General features: G+C 70.4%; 12 protein-coding genes and 1 pseudogene. 3 read left to right on the top strand and 10 right to left on the bottom strand.

All coding sequences use genetic code 11. From position 1 onward, the window contains the following. Window positions 1-31: 31 nt before the first annotated feature. From ACFV9G_RS12300 to ACFV9G_RS12315, 4 genes and pseudogenes are all read right to left on the bottom strand, one after another. Window positions 32-943 carry a VOC family protein gene (locus tag ACFV9G_RS12300; protein WP_378727759.1) on the bottom strand — a complete coding sequence of 304 codons (912 nt, stop codon included), beginning with the start codon at window positions 941-943 and terminating at the stop codon, window positions 32-34. Between the two features lie 23 nt (window positions 944-966). Next, on the bottom strand, window positions 967-2,148 hold the full coding sequence (locus ACFV9G_RS12305) for an acyl-CoA dehydrogenase family protein (protein ID WP_378727760.1): 1,182 nt from the start codon (window positions 2,146-2,148) through the stop codon (window positions 967-969). After that, on the bottom strand, window positions 2,145-3,887 hold the full coding sequence (locus tag ACFV9G_RS12310) for an FAD-binding protein (protein WP_378727761.1): 1,743 nt from the start codon (window positions 3,885-3,887) through the stop codon (window positions 2,145-2,147). The genes ACFV9G_RS12305 and ACFV9G_RS12310 overlap by 4 nt, the downstream gene beginning before the upstream one ends. 121 nt (window positions 3,888-4,008) lie before the next feature. Continuing rightward, window positions 4,009-4,665: pseudogene (locus tag ACFV9G_RS12315) on the bottom strand (alpha/beta fold hydrolase); the annotation flags it as partial. 226 nt (window positions 4,666-4,891) lie between these two features. On the opposite strand from ACFV9G_RS12315, the gene ACFV9G_RS12320 reads away from it, so the two are divergent. After that, window positions 4,892-5,485, top strand: coding sequence for a flavin reductase family protein (locus tag ACFV9G_RS12320; protein WP_378727762.1), 594 nt, complete (start codon window positions 4,892-4,894; stop codon window positions 5,483-5,485). A 74-nt stretch (window positions 5,486-5,559) separates the two neighbouring features. On the opposite strand, the gene ACFV9G_RS12325 is transcribed toward ACFV9G_RS12320, so the two are convergent. Next, window positions 5,560-6,378 carry an IclR family transcriptional regulator gene (locus tag ACFV9G_RS12325; protein ID WP_378727763.1) on the bottom strand — a complete coding sequence of 273 codons (819 nt, stop codon included), beginning with the start codon at window positions 6,376-6,378 and terminating at the stop codon, window positions 5,560-5,562. A 194-nt stretch (window positions 6,379-6,572) separates the two neighbouring features. Here ACFV9G_RS12325 and ACFV9G_RS12330 point away from each other — a divergent pair, with 194 nt between their 5' ends. After that, a complete protein-coding gene (locus ACFV9G_RS12330; RefSeq protein ID WP_378727764.1) occupies window positions 6,573-7,430 on the top strand; it encodes a TIGR03619 family F420-dependent LLM class oxidoreductase in 858 nt (285 codons plus the stop codon). Further along, the gene (locus ACFV9G_RS12335; protein ID WP_378727765.1) at window positions 7,427-7,945 is read left to right on the top strand and encodes a nuclear transport factor 2 family protein; all 519 of its coding nucleotides are present in this window, start codon (window positions 7,427-7,429) and stop codon (window positions 7,943-7,945) included. Before ACFV9G_RS12330 ends, ACFV9G_RS12335 begins: the two co-directional genes overlap by 4 nt. Window positions 7,946-7,963: 18 nt before the next feature. On the opposite strand, the gene ACFV9G_RS12340 is transcribed toward ACFV9G_RS12335, so the two are convergent. The 5 genes from ACFV9G_RS12340 to ACFV9G_RS12360 all read right to left on the bottom strand — a co-directional run bounded on the left by ACFV9G_RS12340 (window position 7,964) and on the right by ACFV9G_RS12360 (window position 14,903). Beyond that, window positions 7,964-8,377 (bottom strand): nuclear transport factor 2 family protein, encoded by a 414-nt coding sequence (locus tag ACFV9G_RS12340; protein ID WP_378727766.1) that lies wholly within the window; start codon window positions 8,375-8,377, stop codon window positions 7,964-7,966. Between the two features lie 82 nt (window positions 8,378-8,459). Then, window positions 8,460-10,076: an ABC transporter substrate-binding protein gene (locus ACFV9G_RS12345; protein ID WP_378727767.1), complete on the bottom strand. Its 1,617-nt coding sequence runs from the start codon at window positions 10,074-10,076 to the stop codon at window positions 8,460-8,462. 116 nt (window positions 10,077-10,192) lie between these two features. After that, window positions 10,193-11,848 carry an AMP-binding protein gene (locus tag ACFV9G_RS12350; protein WP_378727768.1) on the bottom strand — a complete coding sequence of 552 codons (1,656 nt, stop codon included), beginning with the start codon at window positions 11,846-11,848 and terminating at the stop codon, window positions 10,193-10,195. A gap of 5 nt (window positions 11,849-11,853) precedes the next feature. Beyond that, window positions 11,854-13,302 (bottom strand): MFS transporter, encoded by a 1,449-nt coding sequence (locus ACFV9G_RS12355; RefSeq protein WP_378727769.1) that lies wholly within the window; start codon window positions 13,300-13,302, stop codon window positions 11,854-11,856. Window positions 13,303-13,307: 5 nt separating this feature from the next. Then, window positions 13,308-14,903, bottom strand: a complete 1,596-nt coding sequence (locus ACFV9G_RS12360; protein WP_378727770.1) for an ABC transporter substrate-binding protein — start codon at window positions 14,901-14,903, stop codon at window positions 13,308-13,310. Window positions 14,904-14,915 lie beyond the last annotated feature (12 nt).

Raw genomic sequence — 14,915 nt, forward strand, 5'->3', positions numbered from 1 at the left:
TGTGTATAAGAGACAGCTCTCGTCGTTTCGCTCACGCAGGAGGCAGGAAGGCGGCGAGCGGCTCGGACCCGGACCAGTCGTGGCCCCAGTAGCTGTCGGCGGTGATCTCCTCCGCGGTGTAGGAGGCCTCGTCGACGAGCATGCCCTCGCACCCGTACTCGAGGTCCCAGCCGCCGGGTGCGCGTACGTAGAACGACACCATCTTGTCGTTGGTGTGCCGGCCGAGGGTCGAGGAGAGCGAGAAGCCCGCCTTGTTGACCTTGTCGAGCGCGCGACCGACCGCGTCGAGGCTGTCGACCTCCATCATCAGATGGACCAGGCCGGGCGCCTCGCCGTGCGGCGCGGGGCAGACCGCGAGGCTGTGGTGGCGCTGGTTGACGCCCATGAACCGGACCCGGCGCGGCGGGAGGGCCGCACCCATCCGGATCGCGCCACGGGGCAGGAAGCCGAGCACCTCGGTGTAGAAGGCGACCGTCTCGTCCGCCACGGTGGTCGGGAGGACGACGTGGCCCATCCCCTGCTCGCCGGTGACGAACGACTGGCCGTGGCCGGTGAGGACCGGGCTGTGGTCGAGCACCGGGCCGAAGAACACCTCGACAGGCGTACCGGCGGGGTCGTCGAAGCGGATGGCCGCCTCGACCCGGCGCTCGTCGCACTCCTCCTGGCTCAGCTCCTTGACGGGTACGCCGGCGGCCTCGAGCGCACCGGCGATCTCGGCGAGGCCGAACTGGTCGCGCACCTCCCAGCCGACGGCGACCACGCGGTCGTCGTCACCGGGCAGCACGACGAGCCGGGCGTACCGCTCGTCCATCCGCAGGTAGAGGCCGTCGGCCACCGGGCCGGTGGTCTCCTGCATCCCCAGGCAGTCCACCGTCAGCTCGCGCCAGCGGGGCAGGTCCTGGCTCTGCACGATCAGGTAGCCGAGGCCACGGATCGCCTTCATGTTGGTTCTCCTCAGTGGTGGGGTCAGATCATCGAGAGCATCGGTCCCGGCGGCGGCGTGACGTCCAGCGCAGTCAGCGACTGCACGTGGAAGACCGAGCCGGGGACGTGGATCGCGTGCGCGAGGCCCATGTGGCCGTCACGCCAGAACCGCTGGATGGGGTTGTCCATCCGCATGCCGTTCCCACCGGACCGGGCGACGATCTCGTCCATCGCCCGGACCGCGCGCCAGGCGGCGGAGACCTGGGTACGCCGTGACTCGGCCCGTTCGGCGAACGTGACCTCCTCGCCGCGTACGGCCTTGTCGTAGAACCTGCGGGCGTTGTCGAGCATGGTCACGCGGGAGGCGTGGATCTCGGCGGCCGACTGGCTGATCGCGTTCAGCACGTGCGGGTCGTCCTTCACCTTGGTGCCGGTGATCTGGACCCGGGTGCGCTGGTAGGCGAGGTGCGCGGCGAGCGCGCCCTCGGCGATGCCGATCACCGCCGAGGTGATGCCGAGCGGGAAGGCCGTGGTGAACGGGATGTGATAGGTCGCGTTGGTCAGCCCGGCGTCACGCGGCTGGCTGCCGTCGGTGAACCGGGAGAACCGGACGACGCGGTAGTCCGGGATGAAGGCGTCCTCGACGATGATGTCCTTCGAGCCGGTGCCACGGAGCCCGACGACGTCCCAGGAGTCCTCGACGATCGTGTAGTCCGAGCGCGGCAGGATGACGTGGTGGACCTGCGGCGGCACGGTCGCCTCGCCGTTCTCGTCACCGAGGAAGGCGCCGAGGAAGATCCAGTCGCAGTGGTCGGTGCCCGAGGAGAACTGCCAGCGGCCGTTGAAGACGTAGCCGCCCTCGACCGGGCGGAGGACGCCCATCGGCGCGTACGGCGAGGCGATCCAGGTGTCGTTGTCCTCACCCCACACCTCCTCCTGCACGCGCGGGTCGCACATCGCCATCTCCCAGGGGTGTACGCCGACGATGCCGGCGACCCAGCCGGTGGAGCCGTCCAGGCTCGCGAGCCTCATCACGGCCTCGGCGAACTCGGCGGGATGCGCCTCGGCGCCGCCGTACTTGGCGGGCTGCAGCATCCGGATCACGCCGGTCTCGCGCAGCAGCTCCGCGGCTCGGTCGTCAAGCCGGCCCAGCTTCTCGTTGCTGGGGCCCAGCGCGGCGATCTCCTCGGCGCGGGCCTCGATCCTCTCCAGCACACTGCTCATCTCGCACTCTCTTCCTGCTGCGTCCTGGACGCGTTGTCCATCGATCCCACGGTGGCACCCGGCACGGTCGTGGCGGGTGGTGTCTCCCGGTGATCGGAAAGGCCGGCGGCGTGGCGCGCGGCCAGGTAGCCGAAGACGATCGAGGGGCCGATCGTCGCGCCCGGACCGGCGTAGTCGTTGCCCATCACCGACGCGGCGCAGTTGCCGGTGGCGTAGAGGCCGGCGACGACGGAGTCGTCCTCCCGGAGCACCTGGCCGTGCTCATCGGTGACCAGGCCACCCTTGGTGCCGAGGTCGCCGACCTCGATGCGGACGGCGTAGTAGGGCGCCCTGTCGATCAGGTCGAGATTGGGGTTGGGGAGGGTGGGGTCGCCGTAGTAGCGGTCGTGGGCGCTCTCGCCGCGGTGGAACTCCTCGTCGATGCCCGCCCTCGCGTAGCCGTTGAACCGGGTCACGGTCGCTTCGAGAGCCTCGGCAGGTACGCCGATCGCGGTCGCCAGGTCGGAGACCGTCTCGGCGCGGTGCACGATGCCCTGCTCGTAGAAACCCTGCGGGAAGGGCGCTCCCGGCAGGATCTGGGCGAACGGGTAGCGCGAGCGGGCCCGGGAGTCCATGACCAGCCAGGCCTTCTCGTTGCCGCTGGCGAGCTGGTCGTGCACGAAGTTCACGTAGGGCGAGGCCTCGTTGGTGAACCGCATGCCGCTGGTCCCGACGATCACCTGGCCGGGGATGGCGCGCTCGGAGACGAGCGGGATCGTGGCGCCGGCGGGGTGGGTCACCGACGGCATCCACCAGGCGTCGTCCATCAGGTCGACGGCACCACCGACGGCGCTGCCGGCGAGGATCGCGTCACCGGTGTTCTCCACTGCTCCGAGGCTGTGATCGGGACGGGCACCTTCGGGAAGGTGCTCGCCGCGCATCGCCGCGTTGTGGTCGAAGCCGCCGGCGGCGAGCAGTACGCCCTTGCGACCGCGGACCCGGATCTCGGCGCCGTCGCGGGTCGCGACGATGCCGGCGACGCGGCCGTCCTCGACGACGAGCGAGGTCATCGTGGTCTCCAGCCACAGCGGGATGTCGGCGTCCTTGAGCGCCATCCGCAGCCGTGCCACGAGGGCCCGGCCACCGGTGGCCATGTGGCGGCGGCGAACCGCGTTCGAGCTGACCCGCCACGCGGCGCGCAGCGAGGCGCGGCGTCCCTGCCAGGTCCGCTTGACCATCGCGAGGTCGTGGTAGTCCTTCGCGGTGACCCACAGCCCGAGCGGGCCCTTCATGTTGTTGGGCCGCTGGAACGCCTCGTCCGCGCCGAGCTTGCGGGTGTCGAACGGCTTGGCCTCGATCGACCGGCCCTGGGGGCGGCCGCCGGCGAACTCCGGGTGGTAGTCGGCGTAGCCCTTGGTCCAGTCGAACCTCACCCACGTCGAGCGCTCCAGGAGCTCCATCGCAGCCGGGCCGTGATCGACGTACGCCTCCAGGCGAGCGGCCGGCACGTTGCCCGCCGTGATGGTGGTGAGGTAGTCCAGCACCGAGGCGCGGGAGTCGTCGTGGCCCGCCCTGCGCAGGGTCGGGTTGTTGGGCACCCAGATCCCGCCCCCGGAGATGCCGGTGCTGCCACCGAACTTCTGGCCCTTCTCGATGACGACGACGGACAGGCTGGCGTCGACCGCGGCCAGCGCCGCCGTCATCCCGCCGCCACCGCTGCCCACGACGACGAGGTCGAACTCGTCGCTCCACTCGCTCATCGGGTGCCCTCCTCGTCCTGCTCGGTGAGGAAGGCGAGGACGGTCCGCTCCCAGGCGCGCTCTGCTCGATCATCGCCCAGTGCCCGCAGTTGGGGAACACGTGCACCTCGGCCTCGGGGATCGTGCGCATCGGGATGAGCATCATGTCGAGCGGGCTGACCCGGTCGTCGCGGCCCCAGGTGAGCAGGGTGCGCGCCTTGATCTGGTCGAACTGCGCCCAGCCGGGCGTCGCCTGCGCGGAGCTGCCGGCGCCGGCGAAGGCGGCGGCGATCGCGGCGCGGCCGTACATCCGGCGCGCGACCTCCAGGGTGTCGGGGTCCGTGGCCTGCGCCCAGCGCTGCTCGATCAGGTCCTCGGTGACCATCGACTGGTCGTAGACCATCGAGCGCAGCCAGGCGACGAGGTTCTCGCGGTTCGGGTTCTCGACGAACTCGACGAGCAGGTTGATGCCCTCGCCCGGAGCAGGGCTGAAGATGTTGCGGCCGATACCGCCGACCGTGACCAGCCGCCGCACCTGGTCGGGCCGGCTGATCGCGAGCCGGGTCGCGATGCCACCGCCCATCGAGTTGCCGATGACGTCGACCCGGTCGAGGCCGAGGCCGTCGAGGAAGCGCTGCACGGCGGGCAGCGCCGCCATCATCGGGTGCTGGTCGGTGGTGTCGCTGACCCCGAAGCCCGGCAGCTCGAGGACCAGGCACCGAAAGTGCGGGGCGAAGGCGGAGAGGTTGTCGCCGAAGTTGCGCCATCCGGTCACCCCGGGTCCTGACCCGTGCAGCATCAGCAACGGCGGGCCGTCGCCGGCCTCGTGATAGCGGAGTACGCCGGCGTCGGTGACGAGCTCGCGGCGGGTGGAGTCATGGGTCAGGTCTGTCACGTCCCTCACGCTAGGACCCGCCGCCTCCACGCACCGGCCGCTTTCCCGGTGACCGGAAGTGCCGTCCTCACCCGGTCACTCAGCGGGACATCGCCCCATGCCCGGCACCTCGACGGCCTAGCGTCCGATCATGACCACCGACGCACCAGGAGGCGAGCAGATGACGACTGACGTGGCGTACGAGGACGGGGCCGTGGGCACCGCCCCGTCCCCTCTCGAGATGCGGGCCGCCATGGGTGGTTTCGCCACGGGTGTGACGGTCGTGACCGGCATCGAGGACGGCGAGCCGGTCGGCTTCGCCTGCCAGTCCTTCGCGTCGGTCTCGCTCGATCCCCCGCTCGTCCTGTTCTGCGCCGACCACCGCGGTCGGGCCTGGCCCCGGATCCAGCGATCCGGGCGCTTCACCGTCAACGTCCTCGGCGAGGACCAGACCGACCTGTGCCAGCGGTTCGGTTCGAGCCGCGGGAGGAAGTTCGAGGACCTTGCCTGGGAGCCCTCGGCGCTCGGCACCCCGAGCCTGCCCGGCGTCCTGATGCGCGTGCACGCGACGGTTGAGACCGTGCACGTCGCCGGCGACCACGACGTCGTCATCGGCCGGGTGACCGGCCTCGAGACGCCCCACCGCGAGAACCCGATGCTGTTCTTCCGTGGGAAGTTCGGTGTGGAGGACCAGCACGAGCACGTCGCGCCCGACCTGTGGGGCTGGGGCGAGCACTGGGGATGAGCACCCGGGAGTGAGCACCGGAAGGCCCCGGCCCGAGAAGCTCGGGCCGGGGCCTTCGGCGACCTGACGACCGATCAGGCAGCGGGCGAGGGTTGGTGCAGATCCGTACGCTCCCGGAACTGCGGGAAGAGCTCCTGCGACGCACGTTGGGCCGCCTGGAGGACGAGCGGCGCGACCCGCTCGACGGGCGCGCGCAGGTCGCCGACGAGAGAGATCGCACCCACCGGCCCCTCCGGGCCACGGATCGCCGCGGCCACACAGGCGATGTCGGGGTGTGCCTCGCCGCGCTCGAAGGCGACGCCGCGTCGCGACCGGACCAGGTGCAGCTCCTGGTGGAGGCGGGCGAGGTCGCCGATGGTCGCCGGGGTCAACGGTGAGAGCGCCGGCGCGACCAGGTCATCGACCCGCTCCGCGGGCAGCCAGGCGAGGATCGCCTTGCCGAGGGCCGTGGCGTGAGCAGCCACCCGACCACCCACCGTCGAGGGCACCTTGACCGCGAACCGGCCGCCGATCTTGTCGAGGTAACGGACCTCGGCCCCGTCGAGCACGGCGAGGTGGGCGACCAGACCGGTCGTCACCTGGATCTCGTGGAGGTGCGGGGCGGTCACGCTCCTCAGCTCGGTGTCGGCCCGGCCGCCACCGCCGAGGCCGAGGGAACGCGGACCGAGGCCGAACCCGAACGGCGTCTGCGTGAGCCACTCGAGCCGGACCAGCTGATCCAGGATCCGATGGACGGTGGTGCGAGGGAGGTGAGTGATCCGCGAGACCTGTTCGGGGGTATGACGGATCCCCGGCGTCTCGAAGGCATCCAGAATCAGCGACACCCGCTCGACCATCGACGGCGGGAGGTCCCGTCGGGTGCGGTTGTCCGGCTCGACCGCTTGTGCGCTCATGGTGACCCCATTTCCCCAAAACTGAAATGAATTCTTGTTTTCTGATCGCACCGTAGCAAACGGCTCGGCCGCTGCCAAGACTCTTGACCCCCGGAGACACCAGCGAACCGCTCAGCGGGATGACGGGGTCTCCGCGGCCCGCACGAGTGCTTGACTCGGCCGGATCGAGTGACCTACCCGCAGGAGGAGCCGCCGTGAAGCTCGGCATCGTCAGCCCGATCGTCACCGCCAACCCCGGCGCCCACGCGGCGTGGGAGGCGAAGGCGGGAATCGCCGAGCTCGCGCAGGTCGCCCGCACCGCGGACCGGCTCGGGTTCCACCACATGACGTGCAGCGAGCACGTAGCCGTCCCTCGAGAGGCCGCTGCCCAGCGAGGCGGCACGTACTGGGATCCGCTGGCGACCTTCGGCTATCTCGCCGCGGTCACCGAGCACCTGCGGCTAATGACCCAGGTGCTGGTCATCGGCTACCACCACCCCTTGGAGATCGCCAAGCGCTACGGCACCCTCGACCTCGTCAGCAACGGCCGGCTCCTCCTCGGGCTCGGCGTCGGCTCGCTCGAGGAGGAGTTCGCGCTCCTCGACCGGCCCTTCGCCGGTCGGGGCGAGCGCGCCGACGATGCCCTGGCTGCCCTGCGCGCGAGCCTCGGACGCCGCGAGCCGACCTACCACGGCAGCCACTACGAGTTCGACGATCTCGTCGTGGAGCCGTCCGCCCTCCAGGAGCGGGTGCCGCTCCTCATCGGCGGACGTACGGCCCGCAGCCTGCGCCGCGCCGTCGAGCTCGGCGACGGCTGGGTGCCGTTCGGGCTCGCGGTCGAGGACCTTCGCACCATGCTGAGCGCCCGCGATCTCCCCGACGGGTTCGAGGTGGTCCTCTCGCCCGGCCGCATGGTCGATCCGATCGGCGACGCAGAAGGTACGACCCGACGGCTGACCAGGCTCCGAGCCGCCGGCGCCACGCTCGTCACCACCGCGGTGGAGGCCACCTCGGTGGATCACTACTGCGACCAGCTGGAGACCCTGGCCGTGCTGGCCGAGGAGATCTCATGACTCTTCAGGAGACCACGATGGAAGACCGCCTCGCCCTGCTCGAGCGCCGCCTGGCGTCCCTGGAGGACGAACGCGAGATCGTGCAGCTGCTCACGACGTACGGGGCGCTGGCCGACTCGGGAAGCTCCGCGGAGGTCGCCGCGATCTGGACGGAGGACGGCGTCTACGACAACGACGTGATCTCGATGACCGGTCGCGACCAGATCTTCGCGATGGTCGAGTCCGCAGCTCACCAGGGCTACATCGCGCGCGGCTGCGCCCACTTCAACGGGCCGGTGTCGGTCCACGTCGACGGCGACACGGCCGTCGCCGTGAGCCACTCGCTGATGGTGCTGCACGAGGACGGTGCCTTCAGGATCAACCGGGCGACCGCCAACCACTGGCAGCTGCGGCGTACGGAAGAGGGCTGGCGCGCGACCGCTCGAGTCGGCCGGATCCTCGATGGCAACGAGCTCGCGCCGCTGCTGCTCCGGACCGGCGCGCTCGGGCAGCTCCCGCCCGACCCTGCCAGCTGACGCCGCCCGGCCGCCCGGTCAGTCCGCGGGGCGGAGCACGGCGAAGTCGCCGAGCCCGATCCTGATCGTGAACGTCCGCCGGCTGATCAGCCAGCCACGATCGGTGCGGGACCAGCGGTCGTCGTACTCCCCCAGGCACTCGTAGAAGGAGCCTTCCTTCGGCCCCGCCCCCACGTGGTAGACGCGGGCATAGGTGAGCGTGCGAGCACGATCCCCGTCGACCTGCACCCGATGGTTGCCGAGCAGGTGCTGGGTCGCGCCCACGCCGCCGAGGTGGGCCTGCATCCTGGCGACGATGGCCTCCGGACCACCGTCGACGCCATAGCCGTGCGCGTCATCGGTGACGGCACCGCGGATCGTGTCCCAGTCGCGGGCGTCGATGGCGGCGGCGATCTCCGCGAGTCGCTCGATCAGGGTGTCGCGGTCGTTCATCGGATGCCTCCTGTGGAAAGGGTGGTGCCCCGGACGTGCAGCACGTCCGGGACACCGGGCTGTCAGGGTCGGTCGGGACCGGTCAGTTGTCCACCCAGGCGTCGTCGAAGAGCACGGCGGTCTGCGTGGTGGGAGTGATGCCGTGGACGTTGTCGTTCCACGCCTCGAAGAAGCCGCCGAAGCCCACGTTGACGTAGGCGGCATCCTTCTTCCACAGCTCCTCGATCTCGGTCATGACCGTCAGGCCGTCCTCCGGATCGGTGACACCGCGGAGCTCACCGAGCAGGCGGTCCATCTCCGGATTGGCGTAGCGGCCCGGGTTCGCGGCCGACGTGCTGTTCATCGCGGTGTCCAGAGCGCTGTACGGGTCGGCGTCGGGGATGCTGTTGGAGGCGCGGGCGAGATCGAACGCACCCTCGACATAGACCTTCGACACCACGTCGGCGACGGAGCTGACCAGGTCGAGCTGGACGTCGAAGCCGACCGCGTCGAGCATCGCCTTGATCGCCACGGCCCCGGCCTTCGAGTCGGCGTCACCCATGCCCACATAGCGGAGCTTGCCGTCGAAGCCGTCGGCCTTCGCCTCCTCGACCAGCTTCTTGGCGGCCTCGGCGTCGGTCTCGACCGGCTCGACGTCCGTGCGCCAGATCGACGTCGGTGCCATCAGGCCGCGGTCGGCGAGGTCTTCCTGGCCGGTGGTCCGCTTGAGGTAGTTCTGCGCGTCGAAGGCCAGCTGGATGGCCTGCCGCACCCGCAGGTCGCTGGTCGCGGTGCCTTCGCGGTGGTTGAGGTTGAGGACCGGCGCACCGCTGATCCCGCTCATGTTGCCGCTCACGCCGTCGTCGACCAGCTGAGTGATGACCTTGTCCTGCGAGACGTAGATCAGGTCGGCCTCCTCGGCCTGGAGCGACTCGAGCTTCGCCTGGTCCGGGCCCAGCTGGAGGAACTCGATGCCGTCGAGGTTCGGGCGTCCGTCGAAGTAGTCCTCGTTGGCCTTCACGACGGTCTTCTCGCCGGGCGACTGGCTCTCGAGGACGAACGGACCGGCGCCGATCGGCTTGAACGCCTTCTCGTCCGCGTACGCAGCAGGCGCCAGGATCAGGCCGGGACCGGCCGCAAGGAGGGCCGGGAAGCGGGGCCAGGGCGCGGTGAAGGTGAAGGTGACCGTCGAGGCGTCGGTCGCGACCATCGACTTCAGGTTCGCCTGCAGGATCTGGCCGTGGAGCCCACGGTTGGTGATGAAGCGGTTGATGCTGGCGACGACCGCGTCCGCGTCGAGGGGTGTGCCGTCGGTGAACTTCACGCCGTCGCGCAACGCGAGCGTCCAGGTCGTGGAGTCGTCGCTCGAGAGCGACTCGGCGAGCTGCGGCTCGTACTCCGTCGTCTCGGGGTCGTAGCGCATCAGGGTGTCGTAGATCGAGGCCATCACGTTGAGGCCGGTCGATCCGGTGGGATAGGTCTTGGTCGGGTCGAGGACGGCGGCCTCGGAGTACTCCGCGACGCGCAGGGTCCCACCCTTCGTGGGCTCACCCGAGTCCTTCTCCACGTTGATGAGTCCGTCGCGGTAGATCTCCTCCGGCGCAACCTTCCTGGCCGTCGCGGAGCCATCGTTGCTGCCGCTGCCGCAGCCTGTCGCGGCCACTGCGAGTACGCACAGGGTCGCGGCCAGACGCGTGCGCATCGAGATGGGTGTCTTCACTGTTCACTCCAGTTGGTCTCGTGCATCGGAACGTGCGGTGCCTGCAGGCCCCCGAACGACCTGTGTTCGCCGTCACACTAGAAACCGTGCGATCGACCCACGACCGACGCTCCCGCTCAGTGGGTCGACAGCGGCGACGCGCCCCTGTGCTCGGCCGTCTCCGCCTCGATCCGGTCCCGGCCCTCGGCGTCGAGGAGGCGGTACTCCGCTGTCCTGCCGACGCGCATCCAGACCTGATCCGGCGTCCTCCACGCCGCCCGGCGCAGCGGGGCCTTGTCGATCTTGCCGCTGCCGGTGAGCGGCATCTGGTCGACCACGCGGACGTACGTCGGCCACCACTTGGCACCGAAGTCGGGCTGCGCCGCGAGGAACTCCCCGAACGCCACCGGGTCGAAGGAACCGCCCGGCTCCAGCTCGAGCGCCACCATCACGTTGTCGCCGGTGCGCGGGTCCGGGACGGCGTACACGGGCGCGGCGGCCACCCAGGACAGGCGCTGGATGACGCGCTCGACGGGCGCGGCGGAGAAGTTCTCGCTGTCGACGCGCAACCAGTCCGAGGATCGGCCGGCGAAGTAGAAGTAGCCCGCAACGTCTCGGTAGGCGAGGTCGCCGGACCAGAAGTCGTCGCCGCGGACCCGGTCGGCCATCGCGCCGGCGTTCTTGTAGTAGCCCTCGAAGGTGGGGACTGCTCCGACGGCGACCATCTGGCCGACCGCGGCGGCGTCGACCAGCCGCCCTCCGGAGTCGAAGCGGGCGCGGGGGCATTCCTCGCCCGTGGCCTCGTCCAGGACACGCACGTCCACACCGGCGGCGGGGAGACCGAGCGAGCCGACCGGGGTGTCGGGCGTCCGATTGATCCGGAAGACGCCTTCGCTGAGGCCGTACCCCTCCATCACCTCGCACCCGAACCGCTCGCCGAACAGACGGACATCGGTCTCGGAGGCCTCCGTGCCGAAGGCGAGCTCGAGAGTGCCGGTCCGGTCCTGCGGGCCCTCGGGGCGGGTCAGGACGTAGGAGAGCGCCCGGCCGACATAGTTCACGTACGTCGCCCCGTGGCGGTGGATGTCCTCGGCGAAACCGCTGGCCGAGAACTTCCTGGTCATCGCGACGGTCGCGCCCATGGCGATGGCCGGCGCGAGGTTCATCATCACGGCGTTGCCGTGGAAGAGCGGCATGCACAGGTACGTCACGGAGTCCCGCCGCATCCGGACCCGCTCGGAGATGGTCGCGGTGAGCCGCCCGAGCCGGCCCTGGCTGACGATCACCGCCTTCGGCGCACCGGTGCTGCCGGAGCTGAAGAGCAGCAGGGCGAGCCGATCGGGATCCGGCATCGCGGACTCCGCGGGCAGCCCGGCACCGCGATGTGGCGCCAGCCAGTCGTCGTAGGCGGGACTGAGGACGTCGAGGATCCGCACGCCGCTGATGTCACCGGCCAAGTGCCCCAGCCGGGGCTCGGTGACGATCAGGTCGACGTCGGCATGCCGAGCGTCCTGGGCGATCTCCGCTGCGCTGCGGCTCGCGTTCAGGCCCACCACCACGGCATCGGCAAGAGAGGCCGCGACGATCCAGAACACGTAGTCGGGCACGTTCTCGAGCAGGACGCCGACATGGACCTGCCGCCCCGCCGGGGCGGGCACGGCGCTCCGCAGGGCCGCGGCACGCACCGCTCCCTCGCGGAGCACCTGGCCCCAGGTCCACTGCCGGTCCTCGAAGCAGAGGCCGGGCGCATCGTCGCCGGCTCGGCTCGCCACGATCTGGGCGAAGGTCTCCATCACACTCACTCCTCGGCCGGCTGCTGCGCCGGCTGGTCGACACTTTCGGGACGTTCGGGACTTTCGGGTGCGGCCCTCCCGGTGCGGCCGAGGACCAGGCACGTCAGCGCCGCGAGCAACGACACGGCCGCGCCGACCAGGCCCGCGGCGACGAACCCGGACTCGCTCGTCTGCCGACCTTCCTCGGCGAAGACGTCGAGCACGGCCAGCGCGAGCGCGCTGCCGACCGACATCCCGAGGAACCGGAGGACCAGGTTGAAGCTGAGCGCGCTGCCCGTCTCGGCGGCAGGCACGAAGCGCACCATCAGCCAGGGCATCGAGTTGAAGGTCATCCCGCTGCCGAAGCCACCGATGACGACGGCGAGCGTGACCTTCACCAGCGAGTCGTGACCCACGGCCAGTGCCAGGCAGGCCGCGGTGAACAGGGCGCAGCCGCCGGCCAGGAGCCGGTCGGGTGTCACGAACCGGCTGGCCCACAGCGCGATCCGCGATCCCAGGACGCTCGTGACGGCGTACGGGGCCAGCATGAGGCCCGCGACGGCGACCGAGCGTCCGAGACCGTAGCCGTGCTCCTCGGTGGTCTGCACGAGGATCATCGCCAGCGAGAGCAGCAGGAACATGCCGAGCGCGGCCAGCAGTCCGCAGACGTTCGCGACCAGTACGCCGGGGCGGACCGCCACGCGCAGGTCGACCAGCGGGCGCTCGACCCGGAGCAGCCACCAGCCACAGGCCAGGTAGCACGCGACGCCGGCCAGGAGCAGCCCCAGCGTCAGCGGGGACGTGATCCCCCATGTCTTCGCCTGCGTCACCGCGAACAGCACGGCCGCGGTCGCGGCGCTCAGCAGCAGCGCGCCACCCCAGTCGACACCGCGGGGTGCGTCCTCATCGCTGTCCGGAACGACCACGAGCGCGACGACGAGCGCCGCGACCGACAGGCCGCACGCCCACCCGAAGGCCCCTTTGGTGCCCGCGAACGTCGCGATGAACGCGGTCACCGGGAAGCCGAGGCCGGCGGCGGTCACGTTCGCGACCGAGATCGCTGCCACCGCGCCTCTGACCCGAGGCTCCGGCAGCTCGCTGCGGGCGATCGAGAAGGCCAGGGGCACGATCGCGAAGGCGAGGCCCTGCAGGATCCGGCCGAACAGCAGCGGCCCGAAACCGAGCGGCAGCGCACCGAGCGCGGTGCCGAGCACCACGAGAACCAGGCAGCCGATGAGCACGGGCCTGCGCCGGCGTCCCACCCCGAGGCGGCCGGCGATCGGGCACACCACCGCCGCGGTCACGAGCGTCGAGGTGATCGCCCACTGGGCGGTCACCAGCGACACGCCCTCGGTCCGGGCGACCCCGGTCACCAGGGGCGTACCCAGGCTGCCGACGACCCCGGTGACGGTGGTGACCAGGAGGATGCCCGGGAGCACCCAGCGGGTGTCCCGGACATCCGTGCCTGCAGTCATCCGGATCAGTCGACCCAGGCGTCGTCGAGCATGATGATCGAGTTCGCCGCACCCGTGATGCCGTGCACGTCCTTGTTCCACACGCTCAGCTCGGAGTACGGACCGAAGGTCACGAACGGGACGTCCTCGTTGACCTGCTCCTGGATGGAGGCGATCGCGGCGAGCTGATCCTTCTTCGTGGTGGCGGCCTGGAAGGAGGCGATCAGAGCGTCCATCTCCGGGCTGGTGTGCATGCCGTAGACCTGCGTCCCGCCGCTGTGCATGGTCGCGTACATCCGGGCGAAGGGGTCGGCCTCGACGAAGTTGATGCTCCAGCCGGCGAGGTCGTAGTCACGCTCGACCGCGATCTTCGTGATCTGCTCGGAGATCGTGCGCGTCGGCTGGGGGTCGAGGGTCATCCCGACCGCCTCGAGCGATGCCTTGACCGCCTGGATCGAGGCCCGCGAGGCGGGGTCGGTGCCGTCGACGTAGGTGATGACGCCGTCCCAGCCGTCGGCCTTGGCCTCCTCGACGAGCTTGGTCGCCTCGGCACGATCGGGCTGGAGACCGGCGACGTCGGTGTGCCACACCGAGTAGTCGGGGAACAGGTCGGAGGAGGCGATGCCGGAACCGCCGAACATCCGCTCGAAGATCAGCGCGGGGTCGATGGCCAGGGCGATGGCCTTGCGGACCCGCGGGTCGTGGCCGGCCGCTCCTTCGGACGCGTTGATGATGGCCACGTTGCCGGCGGCACGCATGTTGACGTACGCCGGCAGGTCCTCCTCGAGCACCTCGTCGACCAGGTCGGGGTCACGAATCAGCGCGGAGTCGACGCCGCCGCTCAGCAGCGAGTCGAGGCTCGTGCGCTGGTCACCGAGGAACGCCATCTTGACGGTGTCCAGGTGAGGGGAACCGTCCCAGTAGTCCTGGCGCGCCTTCAGCTCGAGAGACTCACCGGGCTCCCAGGCCCCGAGGGTGAACGGGCCCGCACCGACGGGCGTGAACGTCCCGTCCGCTCCGACCGACGACTTCGCGACGATCAAGCCGGGGCCGGTGCTGAGAACACCCGGGAAGAGCGGCCACGGCCGGGCCAGCTCGTACGTCACGGTGTGCTCGTCGGTCGCGGTGACCGAGGTGACGTTGTCGACCCACAGAGCGGTCTCAGGTGCCTTCGCCGAGCCGTAGCGCTGCTGGCTCCAGACGACCGCCGCCGCGTCGAGCGGGGTGCCGTCGGAGAACGTCACGTCGTCGCGGAGTCTGAGCGTCCAGGTCGTGAAGTTCGCGTCCGGCTCGATGGACTCGGCCAACCGCGGCACGAACTCCTGCTTCTCCGGGTCGAAGGTCACCAGCGTGTCGTAGATGTTGGCCATCTCGTTGCCGCCGGTCGTCGCCGCGGCGATGGTGACGGTCGGATCGAGCGACGTCGGCTCCGTGTAGGCGCCATAGGTCAGCGTGCCGCCGTCCACCGGGTCGCCGCCGTCGGCGACGTTGCGGATCCCTTCCTCGAGGGCCTGCCCCTCCCTCGCGGGCTTCTTCCCGTCGCTGGACGCGCAGCCACTGGCGAGCATCGCCACGGCGATCAGGGCGGCAGCGGCGCTGCGCCCGATCAGACGTACGGACATGCGGACTCCTTC

The organism is Nocardioides sp. NPDC059952 (assembly GCF_042730435.1).
In the GTDB taxonomy this organism is placed as follows: domain Bacteria; phylum Actinomycetota; class Actinomycetes; order Propionibacteriales; family Nocardioidaceae; genus Nocardioides.